General features: G+C 67.2%; 19 protein-coding genes. 2 read left to right on the forward strand and 17 right to left on the reverse strand.

The genetic code is table 11. From position 1 onward, the window contains the following. Positions 1 to 440 precede the first annotated feature (440 nt). From dmpG to ABOA88_RS06980, 4 genes are read right to left on the reverse strand one after another with little or no spacing between them, the layout of a single operon-like run. Positions 441 to 1,475, reverse strand: a complete 1,035-nt coding sequence (gene dmpG, locus ABOA88_RS06965; protein WP_367851693.1) for a 4-hydroxy-2-oxovalerate aldolase — start codon at positions 1,473 to 1,475, stop codon at positions 441 to 443. A gap of 12 nt (positions 1,476 to 1,487) precedes the next feature. Further along, positions 1,488 to 2,396 carry an acetaldehyde dehydrogenase (acetylating) gene (locus ABOA88_RS06970; RefSeq protein ID WP_196170470.1) on the reverse strand — a complete coding sequence of 303 codons (909 nt, stop codon included), beginning with the start codon at positions 2,394 to 2,396 and terminating at the stop codon, positions 1,488 to 1,490. Positions 2,397 to 2,412: 16 nt separating this feature from the next. Continuing rightward, positions 2,413 to 3,204, reverse strand: a complete 792-nt coding sequence (locus ABOA88_RS06975; RefSeq protein ID WP_196170471.1) for a fumarylacetoacetate hydrolase family protein — start codon at positions 3,202 to 3,204, stop codon at positions 2,413 to 2,415. Then, entirely contained in the window at positions 3,201 to 4,028 is an 828-nt protein-coding gene (locus ABOA88_RS06980; RefSeq protein ID WP_367851694.1) for an alpha/beta fold hydrolase, read from the reverse strand. The genes ABOA88_RS06975 and ABOA88_RS06980 overlap by 4 nt, the downstream gene beginning before the upstream one ends. Positions 4,029 to 4,199: 171 nt before the next feature. On the opposite strand from ABOA88_RS06980, the gene ABOA88_RS06985 reads away from it, so the two are divergent. Continuing rightward, the gene (locus ABOA88_RS06985) at positions 4,200 to 4,973 is read left to right on the forward strand and encodes an SDR family oxidoreductase (protein ID WP_367851695.1); all 774 of its coding nucleotides are present in this window, start codon (positions 4,200 to 4,202) and stop codon (positions 4,971 to 4,973) included. Positions 4,974 to 4,993: 20 nt separating this feature from the next. Continuing rightward, a complete protein-coding gene (locus ABOA88_RS06990) occupies positions 4,994 to 5,500 on the forward strand; it encodes an SRPBCC family protein (RefSeq protein ID WP_367851696.1) in 507 nt (168 codons plus the stop codon). A 161-nt stretch (positions 5,501 to 5,661) separates the two neighbouring features. On the opposite strand, the gene ABOA88_RS06995 is transcribed toward ABOA88_RS06990, so the two are convergent. The 13 genes from ABOA88_RS06995 to ABOA88_RS07055 form a co-directional block, all read right to left on the reverse strand. Further along, entirely contained in the window at positions 5,662 to 6,048 is a 387-nt protein-coding gene (locus ABOA88_RS06995) for a steroid Delta-isomerase (protein WP_230387964.1), read from the reverse strand. 1 nt (position 6,049) lies between these two features. Further along, on the reverse strand, positions 6,050 to 7,252 hold the full coding sequence (locus tag ABOA88_RS07000; RefSeq protein ID WP_367851697.1) for an acetyl-CoA C-acyltransferase: 1,203 nt from the start codon (positions 7,250 to 7,252) through the stop codon (positions 6,050 to 6,052). Between the two features lie 19 nt (positions 7,253 to 7,271). Then, the gene (locus ABOA88_RS07005; RefSeq protein WP_043214675.1) at positions 7,272 to 7,730 is read right to left on the reverse strand and encodes a MaoC family dehydratase; all 459 of its coding nucleotides are present in this window, start codon (positions 7,728 to 7,730) and stop codon (positions 7,272 to 7,274) included. A gap of 2 nt (positions 7,731 to 7,732) precedes the next feature. Next, entirely contained in the window at positions 7,733 to 8,515 is a 783-nt protein-coding gene (locus tag ABOA88_RS07010; RefSeq protein ID WP_367851698.1) for an SDR family oxidoreductase, read from the reverse strand. Between the two features lie 15 nt (positions 8,516 to 8,530). Continuing rightward, positions 8,531 to 9,721 carry an acyl-CoA dehydrogenase family protein gene (locus ABOA88_RS07015; protein WP_367851699.1) on the reverse strand — a complete coding sequence of 397 codons (1,191 nt, stop codon included), beginning with the start codon at positions 9,719 to 9,721 and terminating at the stop codon, positions 8,531 to 8,533. Further along, the gene (locus ABOA88_RS07020; protein WP_367851700.1) at positions 9,718 to 10,890 is read right to left on the reverse strand and encodes an acyl-CoA dehydrogenase family protein; all 1,173 of its coding nucleotides are present in this window, start codon (positions 10,888 to 10,890) and stop codon (positions 9,718 to 9,720) included. Before ABOA88_RS07020 ends, ABOA88_RS07015 begins: the two co-directional genes overlap by 4 nt. A gap of 243 nt (positions 10,891 to 11,133) precedes the next feature. After that, positions 11,134 to 12,009: an SDR family oxidoreductase gene (locus ABOA88_RS07025; protein WP_196170478.1), complete on the reverse strand. Its 876-nt coding sequence runs from the start codon at positions 12,007 to 12,009 to the stop codon at positions 11,134 to 11,136. Between the two features lie 16 nt (positions 12,010 to 12,025). Then, complete coding sequence (locus tag ABOA88_RS07030) at positions 12,026 to 13,174, reverse strand: acetyl-CoA C-acetyltransferase (protein ID WP_196170479.1); 1,149 nt, start codon at positions 13,172 to 13,174, stop codon at positions 12,026 to 12,028. Further along, positions 13,167 to 14,246 carry an acyl-CoA dehydrogenase family protein gene (locus tag ABOA88_RS07035; RefSeq protein ID WP_367851702.1) on the reverse strand — a complete coding sequence of 360 codons (1,080 nt, stop codon included), beginning with the start codon at positions 14,244 to 14,246 and terminating at the stop codon, positions 13,167 to 13,169. The genes ABOA88_RS07030 and ABOA88_RS07035 overlap by 8 nt, the downstream gene beginning before the upstream one ends. Positions 14,247 to 14,256: 10 nt before the next feature. After that, a complete protein-coding gene (locus ABOA88_RS07040) occupies positions 14,257 to 15,423 on the reverse strand; it encodes an acyl-CoA dehydrogenase family protein (RefSeq protein ID WP_367851703.1) in 1,167 nt (388 codons plus the stop codon). Positions 15,424 to 15,432: 9 nt separating this feature from the next. Next, positions 15,433 to 16,188 carry an enoyl-CoA hydratase family protein gene (locus tag ABOA88_RS07045; protein ID WP_367851704.1) on the reverse strand — a complete coding sequence of 252 codons (756 nt, stop codon included), beginning with the start codon at positions 16,186 to 16,188 and terminating at the stop codon, positions 15,433 to 15,435. Positions 16,189 to 16,200: 12 nt separating this feature from the next. Beyond that, a complete protein-coding gene (locus ABOA88_RS07050) occupies positions 16,201 to 17,268 on the reverse strand; it encodes an NAD(P)H-dependent flavin oxidoreductase (protein ID WP_196170483.1) in 1,068 nt (355 codons plus the stop codon). 2 nt (positions 17,269 to 17,270) lie between these two features. Beyond that, the gene (locus ABOA88_RS07055; protein ID WP_196170484.1) at positions 17,271 to 18,143 is read right to left on the reverse strand and encodes an enoyl-CoA hydratase; all 873 of its coding nucleotides are present in this window, start codon (positions 18,141 to 18,143) and stop codon (positions 17,271 to 17,273) included. Positions 18,144 to 18,163 lie beyond the last annotated feature (20 nt).

The raw sequence follows: 18,163 nt of genomic DNA on the forward strand, positions 1-18,163 counted from the left end.
CAGGATAGCGATGTAAGTATCGCTTCTTGGCGTCCGTTGTCATGGGACAGGCCCAGCAAAAGCCGCTGGCTCCCACATCCGGCCCGGCGCTTCGCACCGGGTCCCCTCGCTGCGGTGTCTTACGGGGCTTCGCGGCCTCCGGCTGGCTACGCCAGCCTCCATCTCGCAACTTCGGCTACGCCGAAGGGCGCTGCGCGCCTGCCCCTCCAGACACCTCCTCTCGGCCTTCTGAGGTCGCGATCGGTGGTGGCTGAACCATCGCGCATCAAAAGCAACGGCAACGGCAACGGCAACGGCAAACAAGCTGATTATTTGTTCTGGTCTGCGCTGGAGACTGTGGGAGCGGCGGTTCGGCGCTCAGGCGCCGACCTGACGGTCGGCGCAAATGCTTGTGGATGTTGGCGCAGCTGCGATGGGCTGCAAAGCAGCCCTTTGTGGTTTCAGGTTGGCAGCAGGTTGCGGGCGCGGGAGAGGGTCAGGGCGAGGTCTTCGATCATGTCTTCTTGTCCTCCCACGGTGCCGCGGCGGCCTAGCTCTACCAGCAGGTCGCGGGCGGGGATGCCGTACTTGAGTTCGGCGCGCTTGGCGAACAGCAGGAAGGAGCTGTACACACCGGCGTAACCGAGGGTCAGGGCGTCTCGGTCCAGGCGGATGGGCTGGTCCATCATCGGTACCACGAGGTCTTCGGCCACGTCCATGATGCGGTACAGGTCCACGCCGCTGTTCACGCCCATGCGTTCGAGTACGGCGACGAACACTTCCAGCGGGGTGTTGCCGGCGCCGGCACCCAGGCCGGCCACGGAGCCGTCGATGCGTACCGCACCGGCGTCGATCGCCGCCAGGGAGTTGGCAATCGCCATGCCCAGGTTGTGGTGGCCGTGGAAGCCCACCTCGGTTTTCGCCTCGAGCCCTTGGCGCAATACGCCGATCTTCTCGCTGACTTCATCGGGCAGCATGTAGCCGGCCGAGTCGGTGCAGTAGATGCAGTTGGCACCGTAGCTTTGCATCAGGCGCGCCTGCTCCAGCAGCTTCTCGGCGCTGACCATGTGCGCCATCATCAGAAAGCCCACGGTGTCCAGGCCCATCTTCGCCGCCATGCCGATGTGCTGGCCGGAGACGTCCGCCTCGGTGCAGTGGGTGGCCACGCGGATGGTCGAGACGCCGTGCTCATGGGCCATCTTCAGGTGATCCAGGGTGCCGATACCCGGCAGCAGCAAGGCCGAGACCTTGGCCTGCTTGAGCTTGGGGATCACCGCGCTGAAGTACTCCTCGTCGCTGTGCGCCGGGAAGCCATAGTTCAGGGACGACCCACCCAGGCCATCGCCATGGGTGATCTCGATCAACGGAACGCCCGCGGCGTCCAGGCCGGTGGCCACATCGACCATCTGCTTGAGGCTGATCTGGTGGCGCTTGGCATGCATGCCGTCACGCAGGCTCATGTCGTGCAACAGCACGTTCTTACCTTGAAGGTTCATCACCACCTCTCCTCAGCGGGCTGGCAATTGCAGGGTGCCCTTGTGGGCTTCTTCGGCGAACATCTCGGCGGTGCGCAGGCCGGCAGCGGTCATGATGTCCAGGTTGCCGGCCGACTTGGGCAGAAAATCCCCCAGGCCTTCCACCTCGATGAAGATCGACACCTTGTTGCCGTCGAACACCGGGCCGTTGACCAACTTGTAGCCGGGCACGTAACGCTGGACCTCTTCGACCATGCTCAGCACCGACGCGCGGATAGCGTCCTGGTCGGGGGTGTCGTCGGTCAGGCAGTGGATGGTGTCGCGCATCATCAGCGGCGGCTCGGCCGGGTTGATGACGATGATCGCCTTGCCGCGACGGGCGCCACCGATACTTTCCACCGCGCCTGCGGTGGTGCGGGTGAACTCGTCGATGTTCTGGCGGGTACCGGGGCCCACGGAGCTGGACGACACGGTGGCGACGATCTCGCCGTAGGCCACTGGCTGCACCCGCGACACCGCCGCCACCATCGGGATGGTCGCCTGGCCGCCGCAGGTGACCATGTTGACGTTCATCGCGAGCTTGGCCGCGTGTTCCTTGAGGTTGACCGGCGGCACGCAGAACGGGCCGATGGCCGCCGGGGTCAGGTCAACCATGATCACGCCCAGCTCGTTGAGCTTGCGGCTGTTGTGAGCATGCACGTAGGCCGAGGTGGCGTCGAAGGCGATGCGGATGTCATCGTCCAGCACATGGGGCAGCAGGCCGTCGAGGCCGTCGGCGGTGGTCTTCACGCCCATCGCCCGGGCCCGTTTGAGGCCTTCGGACTCTGGGTCCACCCCCACCATCCATACCGGCTCGATCCATTCGGAGCGGCACATTTTCATCAGCAGGTCGGTGCCGATGTTTCCCGGGCCGATAATGGCCGCTTTTAGTTTCTGGCTCATGGGCCTTGCTCCTCGATCAGGCTCGGAAGGACACCTGGGCACTGCCCAGGCCGTCGATGGTCAGGGAAAAGCGGTCGCCTGCCCGCACCGGCTCCAGCGGCACCAGCGAGCCGGAGAGGATCACCTCGCCCGCCTTGAAGGGGATGCCGAAAGCGCCGAGGGTGTTGGCCAGCCAGGCGACCGCGGTCAACGGGTTGCCCTGCACCGCCGAGCCCAGGCCCTCGCTCAGCAGCTCGCCGTTCTTGAACACGCGCATGTGCAGCGCCGGCAGGTCGAGTTCGCGCGGGTCGACGCGTTCCTGGCCGAGCACGAATACGCCGCACGAGGCGTTGTCGGCCACGGTGTCCTGGATGCGGATGCGCCAGTCATGGATGCGTGAGTCGACGATCTCGAAGCACGGCGTGACGTAGTCGGTGGCGGCCAGCACATCGGCCTCGGTGACCCCGGGGCCAACCAGGTCGTGCTTGAGCACGAAGGCGATCTCGCCCTCGGCGCGCGGCTGGATCAAGCGGTTCCCGGCAAGCGAGATGTCGGCGCCATTGTCGAAGGCCATGCCGCGGGTGATGAAGCCGAAGTCCGGCTGGTGCACATCGAGCATGCGCTGCACAGCGGCCGAGGTGACGCCGATCTTCTTGCCGACGATGCGATCGCCCGCCGCCACGCGGCGTTCGATGCAGTGCAGGGAGATGTGGTAGGCGTCTTCGATGCTGATCTGGGGCCAGCGCTCGGTCAGCGGGGCCAGGGTCTGGCCGTCGCACAGGGCCTGGTAGAGTTCGTCGCCGTGCTGGCGGCGCAGTTCAAGGCTCATACTCGGCCCTCCGCGAGGAACGCCAGGCATTCGCGGTTGAACAGCTCACGGTGCTCGACCATCACCCAATGGCCACACTCGCTCAGCAGCACGAAGCGGATGCGCTGGCAGGCCTGCATCAGGGTGTTGGCCCCGGACACCGGGCAGAACTTGTCGTTCATGCCCCAGAAGCCGAGGATCGGGCAGGCCAGCTGCGGCAGCTGTTCGGCCATGTTCGGCACCTCCATGGTCGAGAGCACGCACGGCGGCTGCTCGGCGACCACCGCGACCCGCTCGGCGACGGTGTCATCGTCGATCAGCGAGGGGTCGAACAGTTGCAGGCCCAGCAGGCGCTTCATGCCGGCAGCGTCGCGCAGCTCGCCACTGGCAAAGGCCGCAGCCATGCGCTGGATGCCTTCCATCTGTAGGTAGTACTGGGCCTTGTCCATCAACCCGCCGGGGGCCATCAGCACCAGGCGCGCCACCCGCTGCGGCTGGCGCAGGGCGATGGCAATGGCGATGGCGCCGCCCAGGGAGTTGCCGACCAGGGTGCAGCGCTGGATGTCCAGCGCATCGAGCAGCCCCAGCAACGCCTCGACGAAGAAGTCCAGGGTGTAGGCGGTTTGCGGTTTGTCCGAGGCGCCGTAGCCCGGCAGGTCCGGCACGATGGCGCGGTAGCCTGCAGCGGCGAATTGCGGGTAGTTGCGCTTGAAGTTGCTGTGGCCGCTGGCGCCCGGACCGCTGCCATGGATGAACACCACCGCCTCGCCCGTGCCGACGTCCTGATAGTGCAGTTGCAGGCCATCCGCCAACCTGACCTTGTGCCCTTGCGCTGCTGCGCCCATGGGGAAACCTCCCGGCTTGTTGTTGTTCCGGGATTATTCAGAGCGGCCAGGGCACACGGCATCGTCCAACAAGACTACAAGCCCCGCCCCTAGTCCCTTTGGACGTTGGCCCTCGGGCAATGGCTGCCTAGCATCGGGGCATCCTTCCGACAGACAAGACAAGGCTTTCCCATGCACGACCCATTGGATTTTCGCGGCAAAGTGGTTCTGGTCACCGGTGGTGCCAAGGGCGTGGGCCGCGGTATCACCCGCCGCTTCCTGGAGTGCGGTGCCAACGTGGTGATCTGCGGCCGCCAGGCACCGGAGCGGCTGCCAAGCGGCGGCGGCAAGCAGGCGGTGTTCATGCAGTGCGACGTGCGTGACCTGGAGCAGCTCGAGCAATTGATCGGTAACGTGCTCAAGTTCTTCGGCCGCCTTGATGTGCTGGTCAACAACGCCGGCGGTGCGCCGTTCGCCGAAGCGGCCACGGCCTCGCCGCGGTTTTCCGAGTCCATCGTGCGGCTCAACCTGCTGGCCCCGCTGAACCTGTGCCAGCTGGCCAACCGGGTGATGCAGGAGCAGGCCGAAGGCGGCGCCATCATCAACATCTGCAGCGTCAGTGCCACCCGCCCCTCGCCGGGCACCGCCGCCTACGGCGCAGCCAAGGCCGGCTTGCTCAACCTGACCCGCTCGCTGGCGGTGGAGTGGGCGCCCAAGGTGCGGGTCAATGCGGTCACGGCCGGGTTGATCCTGACCGAACAGGCCGAACTGCATTATGGTGACGCCCAGCAGCAGGCCCAGGTAGCCGCCACCGTGCCACTCGGGCGTCTGGCCGAGCCGGACGACATCGGCGACACCTGCCTGTACCTGGCCTCGCCGCTCGCCCGCTATGTCAGCGGCGCCGACCTGATGGTGCACGGCGGCGGCGAACGCCCGGCCTTCCTCGATGCGGCGAAAAGCCAGTGACCGGTAAAGGAGCCCAACCCATGTCCCAGATCGCCCACCACAGCGTGGCCCTGGCGATGCCCCACAGCGACGCCTGGACCAAGCTGCGTGACCTCACCCAGGCCCCGCACTACGTGCCGGGGCTGACCGGCTGCCGCTTCCACCCAGGCCCACGCGAAGGCCTGGGCACCAGCCGCCGCGTGTTTCGCAAAGGCGGCCAGTGGCTGGATGAGAGCGTGGTGCATTGGGAGGATGGCAGCGGCTTCGTGTTGGCGCTGCACAAAGCCGAAGGTGGAGCGCCCTTCCCGTTTCGCCAGGCGAGTTTCCATTACAGCCTCGAAGACGCAGGCGCTCAGTGCCGCATCAGCACTGCCCTGCATTACCAACTGCGCGGCGGACGCGTAGCCGAATGGTTGTTGCGCCGAGCGTTCGACAAGGTCGTGCGGGAGATTGGCGAAAACCTCAAGGCCTATTACGAAAGCGGCCGCACCCAGAATGCCGATTACGACCTGCGCCGCGCGTTGGCGGCCGGGCATGACATGACCTGAGCAAGGGGGCGCCTTGTGCCGCGAATGGGCTGCAAAGCAGCCCCGTTGCACCCAGGCCCACAGGCACAGCACGCCCCCTGAGGGCGGCGGTGAACCTGTGGGAGCGGCGGTTCGGCGCTCCGATTCACCCGCGAACACCGGCGTAGCCGGTGCCATCTTTCTCAGCGCGGCTGGAGGTTCACTTCGCTCCAGAAGGCCTTCATGCTGCGGATCAGGCCGTGCTCATCGAACTCCATCACATCGATCACCTGCAGCGAGCACTCGCGCCCCTCCCAGGTGAGGTCCACCCGAAACGGCACGGCGCCGCAGCCGTTATGCGTGGCGCGCACAGGTCCGGTGAGGGCTGCGGACACATTCATCTGCCCCAACCCCTGCCGGTAGAACTCACTGACTGCACCAATGCCGCGCAGCGGCGGCTGGCCCACCGGGTCCTCGACCGTGGCATCCTCGGCGTACAGTGCCAGAATGCCGTCGATGTCCCCGGCGTCCACCAGCTCGACGTAACGCTGCATGCGCGCCTGCACCTGCTCTGGCGTCGGCAAGGCCATCTCAAGCCACCTCGAACAGCGCAGCAGCGCCCATACCACCGCCGATGCACATGCTCACCACCACATAGCGAACGCCCCAGCGCTTACCCTCGATCAGCGCATGCCCCACCATCCGCGCCCCGGACATACCGAACGGGTGGCCAATGGCAATCGCACCGCCGTTGACGTTGAGGCGGTCGTTGTCGATGCCCAGCGTGTCGCGGCAGTACAGCACCTGGCAGGCGAACGCTTCGTTGAGCTCCCACAGGCCGATGTCATCGACCTTCAGGCCATGGCGCTTGAGCAGCTTGGGGATCGCGTACACCGGCCCGATGCCCATCTCGTCGGCCTCGCAACCGGCCACCGCCAGCCCGCGATAGATCCCCAGCGGCTGCAAGCCACGCTGCTCGGCCAGACGCGCGCTCATCAGCACCGACGCCGAGGCACCGTCCGACAGCTGCGAGGCGTTGCCAGCGGTGATGAAACGCCCGGCCTCGGTCCACTGCCCGCCCCCCCACACCGGCTCCAGGGCCGCCAGGCTGGCGGCGGTGGTGTCGGGACGGTTGCACTCGTCCTGCAGCAGGGTCACCGCTTCATGACGGCTCTCGCCGCTGGCTTTGTCGACGATCAGTTTCTGGGTGGTCAACGGCGCCAGTTCCAGGTCGAAGCGCCCGGCCTGTTGCGCGCTGGCGGTGCGCAGTTGGCTCTGCAGGCTGTAGGCATCCTGTTCTTCGCGGGTGATGCCGTAGCGCTGGGCGACGATTTCGCCGGTCTCGAGCATCGGGATGTAGGCTCGCGGGTCGCGTTCACGCACCAGGGTGGACTGCCAGCGGTAGAGGTTCTTGTGCTTATTCTGCACCAGGGAGATCGACTCCAGGCCACCGGCCACGGCGATGTCGAGCTCGTTGCAGAGGATGCCCTTGGCGGCGATGGCGATGCTCATCAGGCCCGAGGCGCACTGGCGCTCCACCGCCATGCCGGACACCTGCACCGGCAGCCCGGCGGCCGTCGCGCACAGGCGGCCAAGGTTGTAGGCCTGGGTGCCCTGCTGGGCGGCGGCGCCGATGATCACATCGTCCACCTCGTCCGGCGCGATGCCTGCGCGGCGTACCGCTTCGGCTACCACGTGGCCACCCAGGGTCGGGGCCTCGGTGTCGTTGAAGGCGCCGCGAAAGGCCTTGCCGATGGGCGTACGCGCCGTGGAAACGATCACTGCTTCGTTCATGCTGGACTCCTTGGATGACTCATGCCGGGTAGTAACGGCTGATGGTGTCGACCACACAGCCAGGACGCTCCTGGCCTTCGATCTCGACGCTGACGCGGATCACCGCCTGCACCCCGCTACCGACCGCTTCGGTCGAAACCAACAGGGCGCTGCCGCGCACCCGCGACCCCACGCGCACCACCGACGGAAAACGCACACGTTCACAACCATAGTTGACGCCCATGGCGATACCCTGGACCTCGATGATCTGCGGCAAGAACAGGTTGACCAGCGACAGGCTCAGGTAGCCGTGGGCGATGCAGGCGCCGAACGGCCCCTGGGCCGCACGTTCAGGGTCGACGTGGATCCATTGGTGGTCGCCACTGGCCTCGGCGAACAGGTCGATGCGCGCCTGGTCGATGCGCAACCAGTCGCTTTTGCCCAGCTCCTGGCCCACCGCTTCGTGCAACGCCTCGGGCGTGCGGAAGATACGCGCCATGCTCAGGCCCTCTGGCTGGAGACCGACAGCACTTCGCCGGTCATGTACGAGCTGTAGTCGCTGGCCAGGAACATCATCACATTGGCCACTTCCCACACCTCAGCGGCGCGGCCAAAGGCCTCGTTGGCCGCCAGCTGGTCGAGCACCGCCTGGGGCGCGGATCGGGCGAGAAAATCGTGCATGGCGATGCTCGGGCTCACCGCGTTGATGCGGATGCCATGCTCGGCAGCTTCCACCGCCGCGCAGCGGGTCAGGGCCATGACCCCGGCCTTGGCCGCGGCGTAGTGGGCCTGTTGCTTCTGCGCGCGCCAGCCGAGCACCGAGGCGTTGTTGACGATGACGCCGGCGCCACGCGCCATCATGTACGGCAGCATGGCGCGGGTCATGCGCATGGTGCCGGTGAGGGTCACATCGAGCACCCGGTTCCATTCTTCGTCAGGCATCTCCACCAGTGCCCGCGACCCACCCAGGCCTGCGTTGTTGATCAGCACATCGACGCCGCCCAAGGTATCCTCGGCGGCCTCGACCAGGGCTCGCACCTGAACTTCGTCGGTGACGTTGCACAGGTGCCCATGCACCTGGGCAAGGCCGGTGGCCTCGCGGATGCGCGTGACCGCTTCATTGAGCCGGCCTTCGTGGATGTCGCTGATCATCATGGCCCGGCAGCCCTCCTCGGCCGCGCGCAAGGCGGCGGAAAAACCGATGCCGGAACCGGCGGCGGCGGTGATCAGCACCGACTTGCCGCGCAGCAGGCCGTGGCCGGGTACATAGTGTGGAACGGGCATGCGAAGACTCCTCGATCAGGGACGCGGACGCGGTTCCCGGGGCATACCCAGGGCGCGTTCGGCGATGATGTTGCGCTGGATCTCGTTGCTGCCGCCGTAGAGGGTGTCGGCGCGGCTGAACAGATACAGCGATTGCAGGCGGTTGAGCTGGTACGGCGCGGCCTCGAGCAACTCGGCCTGGGGGCCGAGCACGTCCATGGCCAGCTTGCCGAGGCTGGCGTGCCAGCTCGACCAGCCCAGCTTGTAGATGGTCGCCTCGCGGCGCAGCGTGCCGTCTTGAGGCCCGGAGAGCATGCGCAGCGAGTTGTAGCGCAGGATGCGTAGGCCACACCACGCCTCGGCCAGGCGCTGGCGCAGGTGCGGGTCACGATCGGCGCCGTTGGTACGGGCAATGGCGATGATTTCGTCGAGCTCGTTCTGGAACTGCATCTGCTGGCCCAGGGTGGACACGCCCCGCTCGAAGCCCAGCAGCGCCATGGCGATCTTCCAGCCCTCGCCCGGCTCACCGACGATGTTCGACGCCTCGGTGCGGGCGTCGTCGAAGAACACCTCGTTGAACTCCGAGGTGCCGGTCATCTGCTCGATCGGCCGCACGCTGATGCCCGGCTGGTCCATCGGCACCAGCAAGAACGACAAGCCATGGTGGCCGACGCTGCCCGGCTCGGTGCGGGCCAGCACGAAGCACCAGTCCGATTCGTGGGCCAGCGATGTCCAGACCTTCTGCCCGTTGATCAGCCAGTCGCCGTTGGCGTCTTGGGCGGCGCGGGTCTTCACCGCGGCCAGGTCCGAACCTGCCCCAGGCTCCGAATACCCCTGGCACCAGAACGTGGTGCCTTGGACAATGCCCGGCAAAAAACGCCGCTTCTGTTCGTCGCTGCCAAACGCCGCGATGGTCGGCCCGGCCAGGCCCTCGCCGATGTGCCCCATACGGCCGGGCCCTCCGGCGCGGGCGTATTCTTCGTGGAAAATCACCTGCTGACTGATCGACAGCCCTCGCCCACCATGCTCCGGCGCCCAGCCCACGCAGGTCCAGCCGCCCTCGGCGAGCTTGCGCTCCCAGGCTTTGCGCGCCTCGGGGAACATGTGTTCATCCCCCGGGCCGCCGCGAAAACGCAGGGCTTCGAACTCGCCCTGCAAGTGGGCAGCCATCCATTGGGCGACCTCCTGGCGAAAGCGCTCGTCCTGCTCACTGAAACGGATCTTCATGGCTGCTCCCCGATAATCACGCTGGCGATCTGCTGCAGATGCCAGGCCGGTGCGCCGAGGTAGCTCTCGCTGGCCCGGGCACGCTTGAAATACAGATGCGGGTCGTATTCCCAGGTAAAGCCCACGCCGCCATGCAACTGGATCGACTCGGCAGCGCAGTGGAAGTACGCCTGGGAGCACTGGGACTTGGCCAGGGAGGCGGCCTGTGGCAGCTCTGCGGCCACCTGGTCGTCACCGGCGGGGTCCAGCGCCTCCTGGGCGACGCAGGCGGCGTAATAGCTGGCCGAGCGCGCGCATTCGACCTGCAACATCATGTCGGCGGCCCGGTGCTTGAGGGCCTGGAAGCTGGCCAAGGGGCGGCCGAACTGCTGGCGCTCCTGCAAGTAGGCCACGCTCAGGTCCAACGCCTGTTGGGCACCGCCGACCTGTTCGGCGGCCAGGCCCACGCAGGCCAGGCGCAGCATGTCCTGCAGTTGTGGCCAGGCCGCACCGGCCTCGCCGAGCACCGCGTCCGGGCCTACGTACAGACGTGTGAGGCGCACGCGGCCCAAACGCCGGGTCTGGTCCATGGTCGGCTGCCACTGACGCTCCAGACCCGCCTGCCCGGCCTCGACCAGGAACAGGCTGACGCCCGCCTCGCCCGTGCTGCCGGCCAGACGCGCGGCGACCACCAGCAGATCGGCGCTGTGGCCGTCGATCACCTGGGCGTATTCGCCGTCCAGCACGTAGCCCTCGCCTTCGGGCGTTGCCGTCACGCCAATACCTTCGGTGGACCAACCGCCCCCATCGCCCCAGGCTGCGGTGCCGCGCACACGGCCTTCGGCGATGGCCGGCAGCCAACGCTGCTTCTGCGCCTCGCTGCCCGCCAGCAACAGGGCTGGCGTGGCCAGGCAGGCGGTGGCGAAGAACGGCGAGCACAACAGGCGCCGGCCCATCTGTTCCAGGAGGATGGTCAACTCGACGAAGCCCAGGCCCAAACCGCCGTAGGCTTCGGGGATATGAATCGCAGGCCAGTACATCTCGCTGCACAGGCGCTGCCAGAGGTCGGTGTCATAACCGGTTTCGCTGACCATGGCCGCGCGCACGGCGGCACAGTCGGACACATCGGCAAGGAAGCCCTCGGCCGATGCGCGGATCATTTCCTGTTCGTCGCTCAATGCAAAGTCCATCGCGGCGTCTTCTACTCGTCTGGCCCAGGTGCCTGCGAGTGTGGCCAGATGCGCTGGCGGTCGAATCGGCCAATTGGACTAGGCGCGGTGGTGTCTGCTTCGCGGGTAAATCGGCTCCGCCGGTTATCACAAGACAAGCCCGCGCCAGCGAAAGGACCACGCATAGATTGTGTGCAGGCAAAAAAAAACCGCACCACCCTGGCATGTGGCGCGGCCCCGCCCTAATGGCGAAAAAACCTCGAATCAGCTGCCGTAGACTTTCTGTGCCGGCACGGCGCGCTCCAGCAGCTCACCGACCGCCGCGCCCACCTGGGCCACGGCCCAGCGGCCTTGGTTGTCGACCTGCGGCCCGCGCCGCCAGCCGTCGGCGATGGACAATTTGCCGCCTTCGACCTCGAACATCTGCCCGGTGACGCCAGCGGATTCGCGCGAGCCCAGCCACACCACCACCGGCGCGACGTTCTCCGGGGCGAAGTAATCAAAACCTGCTTCGGGCTTTTTCATCACCTCGCCGAACACCCCCTCGGTCATGCCAGTGCGGGCCGCCGGAGCCAGGGCATTGACGGTGATGCCATAACGCGCCAGCTCCGCCGCCTGAACCAGCGTCAAGGAAGCGATACCGCCTTTGGCTGCGGCGTAGTTGGACTGCCCGATCGAGCCCTGCAGGCCCGCGCCGGAGCTGGTGTTGATGATGCGCGCATCGACCTTGACGCCATTTTTGGCCTGCTCGCGCCAGTGGCGTACGGCATGGCTGGACAGGCAGAAGTGCCCCTTCAGGTGCACCGCCACCACCGCGTCCCAGTCCGCCTCGGTGAGGCTGGCGAACATGCGGTCGCGGCAGATGCCGGCGTTGTTCACCACCACGTCGAGGCCGCCGAAGGCCTCCAGCGCGGCGGCGACGATGCCGCCTGCGTCTTCGTAATGCGTGATGTCGTTGCTGTTGGCGATGGCCTGGCCATCCTGCTCGCGGATCTGCGCGACCACCGCTTCGGCTGCGTCGCGGTTGATGTCATTGACCACCACCTTGGCGCCCTCGGCCGCGAAGGCCAGGGCATAGGCACGGCCCAGGCCGCCGCCTGCGCCGGTGATGACCACGACTCGGTTGTTGCAACTGCTCATGGGGACTCTCCTGCGCTTACAGGCGCTCGATGATGGTGACGTTGGCCTGACCGCCGCCTTCGCACATGGTCTGCAGGCCATAACGCCCGCCGCTGCGCTCCAGCTCATGGAGCAGGCTGCACATCATCCGGGTGCCGGTGGCGCCCAGTGGATGGCCCAGCGCGATGGCGCCGCCGTTGACGTTGGTCTGGGCGTGGGGGTAGCCGGTCTCGTTGATCCAGGCCATGGCCACCGAGGCGAAGGCTTCATTGATCTCCACCCGGTCGATGTCCTCCAGGCGCATACCGGCGCGCTTGAGCGCATAGGCGGTGGCCGGGATGGGCGCGGTGAGCATCCACACCGGGTCGGCGGCACGCACGCTCATGTGGTGGATGCGCGCCCGTGGCGTGAGGTTGTAGCGCTTGAGCGCTGCTTCCGAGACCACCAGCAGCGCGCTGGCCGCGTCGCAGGTCTGGCTGGAGACGCCCGCGGTGACGCGGTCGCAGCCAAACAGGATGTCCAGCTCGGCCATCTTGTCCAGGCTGGTGTGACGTGGGGTTTCGTCATGTTCGACCCCGGCCAGGGGCACGATCTCACGGGTGAAGTAGCCCTGCTCGATGGCCCGCAGCGCCCGGCGATGGGACTCCAGCGAATAGGCCTCCAGCGCCTGGCGGCTGAGCTGCCAGTGCTCGGCGATCATCTGCGCGGAGCGGAACTGGGTCGGCGGGGTCGAGCCGTAGCGGCGCACCCAGCCTTCGGAACCGGTGAACGGATTGGTGAAGCCCAACGGCTCGGCGGCGGTCATGGCCGAGGAAATCGGGATCTGGGTCATGGTCTGCACGCCACCTGCGACCACCACGTCCTGGGTGCCGCTCATCACCGCCTGGGCGGCGAAATGCAGGGCCTGCTGCGAAGAGCCGCACTGGCGGTCGACGGTGGTGCCGGGCACCGCGTCGCTGAGGCCGGCCGCCAGCCATGCGGTGCGGGCAATGTCGCCGGCCAACGGTCCGATGGTGTCGACGCAGCCGAAGATCACGTCGTCATAGTCTTCATCGGGGATCGAATTGCGCTCGACCAGGGCGCGCAGCACGTGGCCACCCAGATCGGCCGCGTGGATATGGGCCAAGCCACCTTTGCGCCGCCCGGTGGGCGTGCGCAGGGCATCGACGATATAAGCTTCAGGCATCTTCTACCTCCGCCGACATGAACGTGGTGCCGGCCCCTATGGCCCGGCGTGAGTCGAACAGCGCCTGGCGGATCCGCGCCTTGTGCAGGGCATGGTCGCCCCAGGCCTTGTCCAAAGCCCAGGCGCGCTTCATGAACAGCTGCAGGTCGACCTCCCAGGTGTACCCCATGGCGCCATGGGTCTGGATGGCGTTGCGGGCGGCCAGCAGCGCCGCCTCCGAGGTCGCCAGGCGCGCGTGGGACACCGCCAGCGCGAGCTCGGCCTCGTCATGGGCCAGCGCATGGGCGGCGCGGTACAGCGGGCCCTTGGCGAACTCGATGCGCACCGCAACATTGGCCATCAGATGCTTGACCGCCTGGAACGAGCCGATCGGCTTGCCGAACTGCTTGCGCTCGAAGCTGTAGTCCACGGCCAGGTCCACCATGCGCTTGGCCAGGCCCAGCAATTGCGCCGCGCAGCCCAGCGCGCCGCGCTCGAAGGCGCGCGCCAGCAACCGCGCGGCTTCCTCGCCACGGGCCACGCAGGTGGCCGCGCCCGGGGTCCACAGCACCTGGTACAGCTGGCGGCTCGGGTCCACCGACAGGTTGCGCACCAGCTCGACGTCTTCGCGTGGCACGGCGTGCAGCTCATCGCCGTGGCTGAGCAGCAGCAGGTCGGCCACGTGGGCGTCGCTGACCAGCGGGTTGCCCGGCTCGCTCACCGCCAGGCGCGCCTGGCCCTCGGCCACGCGTCCCAGCCAGTCCGCCTTCAGGCCCTCGTGCGCCGCACCCAGTTCGGCCAGCAGCGGCACCGCCACCAGCATGGTCTCCACCAGCGGCTCGGGCAGGCCCGCATAGCCACATTCCTGGGCCAGCAGGACGAAGTCCAGGGCACCCAGGCCCATGCCGCCGTACTGCTCCGGCACGGTCAAGGCAGTCAGGCCCAACTCCACCAGTTGCCCCCAGAGCCGGTCGCAACGGCCGCTGTCGCTCTGCCACAGCTCGCGGATGCGCTCGGGCGTCACTTCGTTGATAAAGAAACTGCGTACGTTGTCCTGGAAGAGCAACTGGTCGCTGTTGAAACTAAAGTCCATGGTCTGCTCCTCAGGCACGCGGCATGCCGAGCATGCGTTCGGCAATGATGTTGCGCTGGATCTCGTTGGTGCCGGCGTAGATGGGCCCGGCCTGGGCGAACAGGAAGCCGTCCAGCCACTGGCCGACATCACCGGCCGCCGGGGCGTCGGGCAGCAGTTCGCCGCGCAGGCCCAGGATGCTCATGGCCGTTTCGTGCATGCGCAGGTCCAGCTCGGACCAGAAGATCTTGTTGGTCGAGGACTCCGGCCCGATGCGCCCGCCTTTGACCAGCTGCGAGGCGGTCATGTAGGTGGACTGGGTGTAGGCCTCGGCATCCAGCCAGGCGCGCATCACCGCCTCGCCGATGGCCGGGTCCCGGTCGGCGCTTTCGCGGTTGGCCTGGTACAGCTGCACCAGGCGCCGGGCGGTTTCCTGGAAGCGCGCCGGCGAGCGCAGCATCAGCCCACGCTCGAAGCCCGCCGTGGACATCGCCACGTGCCAGCCCATGCCCTCGCCACCCAGCACGTTCTCCACCGGCACGCGCACGTCGTCGAAGAAGATCTCGGCAAAGCCCGGCAAGCCGTTGAGCTGCGGGATCGGCCGCACAGTGATGCCAGGGCTGTTCAGCGGCACCAGGATGAAGGTCAGGCCGTGGTGACGCTGGGAGCCGGGGTCGGTGCGGAAGATGCCGAACACCCAGTCGGCCCACACCGCGCGGGTCGACCAGGTCTTCTGGCCGTTGATCACATAGTGGTCGCCATCACGCTCGGCGCGTGAGCGGATCGCCGCCATGTCCGAGCCTGCGCCCGGCTCCGACCAGCCCTGGGCCCAGATGTCCTGGCCGGTGGCCATGCGTGGCAGGAAGCGCGCCTTCTGCGCCTCGGTGCCGTACTCCATGAGGGTCGGGCCGAGCAGGAAGATGCCGTTCTGGTTGACCCGCGCCGGTGCACCGGCCCGGTAGTACTCTTCTTCGAAGATCAGCCACTCGATCAGGTCGCAACCGCGCCCGCCCAGGCGGGTGGGCCAGGTGACCATGCCCCAGCGGCCTTCGTTCAGGCGCGCTTCCCAGGCGCGGTGGGCGGCAAAGCCTTCCTCGGTATCGAACGAAGGCAGCGGTTGGCTCGGCACATTGGCCTGGAGCCAGGCCCGCACTTCGGCGCGAAAGGCCTGCTGGGCAGGGGTGTAGGTAAGGTCCATGGTCTGCCCTCAACCGTTAAAGTTCGCGTTGCGCTTCTCGACGAACGAGTCGCGGGCTTCCTGGGAATCCTGGGTGCGGTAGGCCTCGAGGGTGAAGCCCTGCTCCCAGCGGTACTTGTCTTCCAGGTTGCCGTCCTCGATGCCGTTGAGCGCTTCCTTGGCCAGGCGGATCATCGCCGGGCTCTTGGCCGCGATGGATGCGGCGATACCCAACGCGGTCTCGCGCAACTGCTCGCGCGGCACCACCCGCTCCAGCGCGCCCAGGCGGTAGGCCTGGGCGGCGTCGATCATCTCGCCGGTAAAGTACATGTGGCGCACCTTCTGCACCGGGAACAGCCGCTGCAGGTGGGCACCGCCGCCCATGGCGCCACGGTCCACCTCGGGCACGCCAAAGCGCGCGCAGTCGGACGCGACGACGATGTCGGCAGCGCCGCAGATGCCGATGCCACCGCCCAGGACGAACCCGTGCACGGCGACGATCACCGGCACCTTGTTGCGGTGCACGGCCTTGAAGGTGTCGTAGTTGCCCTTGTTGACCGCGACGATCAGGTTGCCGTCGGCGGCCAGCTCCTTGATATCGACCCCGGCGCAGAAGCCACGGCCTTCGGCGCGGATGACGATGGCCCTGACCTGCGCGTCCTCGCCCAGCGCCTGCAGGGTGCTGGCGATGTCGGCCCAGCCCTGGCTGTTGAAGGCATTGACCGGGGGATGGTTGAAGACCATCTCGGCAATGCCGTTATCAATGCTCACGTTGAATGGTTGCATTGGGAGTCCCCCTCACGAAATTCGGCGGCACAGCGCGCCCAGGCGCTGCTCGGCGTCCTGGACGATCTGCTCTATCAATTCGGCGCAGCCCGGCAGGCTGTCGATGCCTGCGGCCACTTGCCCGGCCGGCAGCACGCCTTCGGCAGGCAGGCCTTCGACCATGGCTTTCTGGATGACCATCGGCGCGTTGGCCGCCATCAGGCTCTGGGCGGCGGTCAGGCCGCCGTCGCGGCGCATCTTCAGGGCGCTGCCCAGCAACTGCCCCAGGCCCAGGCCGGTGTGACGGCGGTAGGCCAGGCCACTGCGCACGGCCAGCAGCCAGCGGCGCAGGCCGCTGCTGGTTTCCAGCTCATCGAGCAGCTCGTTGCGGATCATGCGTTGCGGCAAGCCATCGATGGCCCGGCTGACGATCACCGCCGCCGGGTCCTTGACCGCCAGGTAGCGCGCCAGGGTGGCCTGGGGCACCGGACTGTCGGCGGTCATCAGAAACCGCGTGCCCATGGCAATGCCATCGGCGCCCTGGGCCAGGGCCGACACCAACCCGCGGCCATCCTTGAAGCCACCTGCGGCCACCACCGGCACCTGCACCGCGTCGAGCACCTGGCCCAGCAGCATGGCGGTGGGCACCGCACCGGTGTGGCCACCGCCCTCGCCGCCCTGCACGGTCACCACGTCAGCGCCCATTTCCACGGCCTTCTGCGCGTGCTTCAGCGCGCCCACGGTGGGCATGCAGACCACCCCGGCGTCCTTGAGCCGGGCGATCATCTGTTTACCGGGCGAGCGGCTGTAGCTGACCGCGCGCACCTGGTGGCGCACCACCAGCTCCACGATCTCTTCGGCGTTGGCCTGGTACATGTGGAAGTTGACCCCGAACGGGCGGTCGGTCAGGCGCTTGGTTTCGAGGATCGCCGCTTCCATCTGGCGCGGCTCGATGGTCGCCCCGGCCAAAAAGCCGAAGCCCCCGGCGTTGCAGGTGGCGGCCACCAGGCGCGGGTCGGCGACCCAGCCCATGGCGGTCTGGATGATCGGGTAACGGCAGCCGAGCAAGGCGGTCAGGCGGGTATCGAGCGACACGGCCATGCTCACGCCCTCCCCGGTTCGCGCTGGGAGCTGGCCATGGCCTTGGCGTCGTAGCCGCCCAGGCGATCGCCGGACACCAACTCGTTGTGAGCGTGGGCGAAGTGGTGCAGGCCGAACACCATGTCCATGGTCGAGCGCTTGCCCATCAGGTCTTCGGCGTTGTTCACCGCCTGTTTGCTCAACTGCAGGCCCAGACGTGGCATCTGGGCGATCTGCCCGGCCATGGCCAGGGTTTCCTGCTCCAGCTGTTCACGCGGCACCACGCGGTTGAGCATGCCCATCTGGTAGGCACGGGCCGCCGGCATCGGCGCCCCGAGGAAGAGGAACTCCTTGGCGATACGCGGATTGAGCTCATGCACGTGGGCGAAGTACTCCACCCCCGGGATCCCCATGCGCACCACCGGGTCACGGAAGTAGGCATCGTCGCTGGCCACGATCAAATCGCACACCCAGGCCAGCATCAGGCCGCCGGCGATGCAGGCGCCCTGGACCATGGCGATGGTCGGCTTGGGCATGTCGCGCCAGCGCCGGCACATGCCCAGGTACACCTCCTGCTCGCGGGCATAGAGGAACTCGCCCCCAGGCTTGTCGACGTGGTCGTACCACAGGCTCACGCGCTCGAAACTCTGGTTTACGTCACGCCCTGGCGTGCCGATGTCGTGCCCGGCGGAGAAATGCTTGCCAGCCCCGCGCAGGACGATGACCTTGACCTCGTCATCGGCGCACGCACGGGCGAAGGCCGCATCCAGGGCATAGGTCATCCGCGAGTTCTGGGCGTTGTGGTACTCGGGGCGGTTCATGGTGACCAGGGCTACCCCGTCCCGCACTTCGTACAGCACCACCTCATCGGCCTCTTTATTGTTTTGCTCGCTCATTACTGCACTCCGGCAAGGCG

It is taken from the genome of Pseudomonas sp. PKS (assembly GCF_051913525.1).
Lineage (GTDB): Bacteria > Pseudomonadota > Gammaproteobacteria > Pseudomonadales > Pseudomonadaceae > Aquipseudomonas > Aquipseudomonas guariconensis_D.

Excerpts from the sequence above, each read along its gene's own strand:
- dmpG (WP_367851693.1), bottom strand. The coding sequence starts at position 1,475 with ATGAACCTTCAAGGTAAGAACGTGCTGTTGCACGACATGAGCCTGCGT.
- ABOA88_RS06970 (WP_196170470.1), bottom strand. The coding sequence starts at position 2,396 with ATGAGCCAGAAACTAAAAGCGGCCATTATCGGCCCGGGAAACATCGGC.
- ABOA88_RS06975 (WP_196170471.1), bottom strand. The coding sequence starts at position 3,204 with ATGAGCCTTGAACTGCGCCGCCAGCACGGCGACGAACTCTACCAGGCC.
- ABOA88_RS06980 (WP_367851694.1), bottom strand. The coding sequence starts at position 4,028 with ATGGGCGCAGCAGCGCAAGGGCACAAGGTCAGGTTGGCGGATGGCCTG.
- ABOA88_RS06985 (WP_367851695.1), top strand. The coding sequence starts at position 4,200 with ATGCACGACCCATTGGATTTTCGCGGCAAAGTGGTTCTGGTCACCGGT.
- ABOA88_RS06990 (WP_367851696.1), top strand. The coding sequence starts at position 4,994 with ATGTCCCAGATCGCCCACCACAGCGTGGCCCTGGCGATGCCCCACAGC.
- ABOA88_RS06995 (WP_230387964.1), bottom strand. The coding sequence starts at position 6,048 with ATGGCCTTGCCGACGCCAGAGCAGGTGCAGGCGCGCATGCAGCGTTAC.
- ABOA88_RS07000 (WP_367851697.1), bottom strand. The coding sequence starts at position 7,252 with ATGAACGAAGCAGTGATCGTTTCCACGGCGCGTACGCCCATCGGCAAG.
- ABOA88_RS07005 (WP_043214675.1), bottom strand. The coding sequence starts at position 7,730 with ATGGCGCGTATCTTCCGCACGCCCGAGGCGTTGCACGAAGCGGTGGGC.
- ABOA88_RS07010 (WP_367851698.1), bottom strand. The coding sequence starts at position 8,515 with ATGCCCGTTCCACACTATGTACCCGGCCACGGCCTGCTGCGCGGCAAG.
- ABOA88_RS07015 (WP_367851699.1), bottom strand. The coding sequence starts at position 9,721 with ATGAAGATCCGTTTCAGTGAGCAGGACGAGCGCTTTCGCCAGGAGGTC.
- ABOA88_RS07020 (WP_367851700.1), bottom strand. The coding sequence starts at position 10,890 with ATGGACTTTGCATTGAGCGACGAACAGGAAATGATCCGCGCATCGGCC.
- ABOA88_RS07025 (WP_196170478.1), bottom strand. The coding sequence starts at position 12,009 with ATGAGCAGTTGCAACAACCGAGTCGTGGTCATCACCGGCGCAGGCGGC.
- ABOA88_RS07030 (WP_196170479.1), bottom strand. The coding sequence starts at position 13,174 with ATGCCTGAAGCTTATATCGTCGATGCCCTGCGCACGCCCACCGGGCGG.
- ABOA88_RS07035 (WP_367851702.1), bottom strand. The coding sequence starts at position 14,246 with ATGGACTTTAGTTTCAACAGCGACCAGTTGCTCTTCCAGGACAACGTA.
- ABOA88_RS07040 (WP_367851703.1), bottom strand. The coding sequence starts at position 15,423 with ATGGACCTTACCTACACCCCTGCCCAGCAGGCCTTTCGCGCCGAAGTG.
- ABOA88_RS07045 (WP_367851704.1), bottom strand. The coding sequence starts at position 16,188 with ATGCAACCATTCAACGTGAGCATTGATAACGGCATTGCCGAGATGGTC.
- ABOA88_RS07050 (WP_196170483.1), bottom strand. The coding sequence starts at position 17,268 with ATGGCCGTGTCGCTCGATACCCGCCTGACCGCCTTGCTCGGCTGCCGT.
- ABOA88_RS07055 (WP_196170484.1), bottom strand. The coding sequence starts at position 18,143 with ATGAGCGAGCAAAACAATAAAGAGGCCGATGAGGTGGTGCTGTACGAA.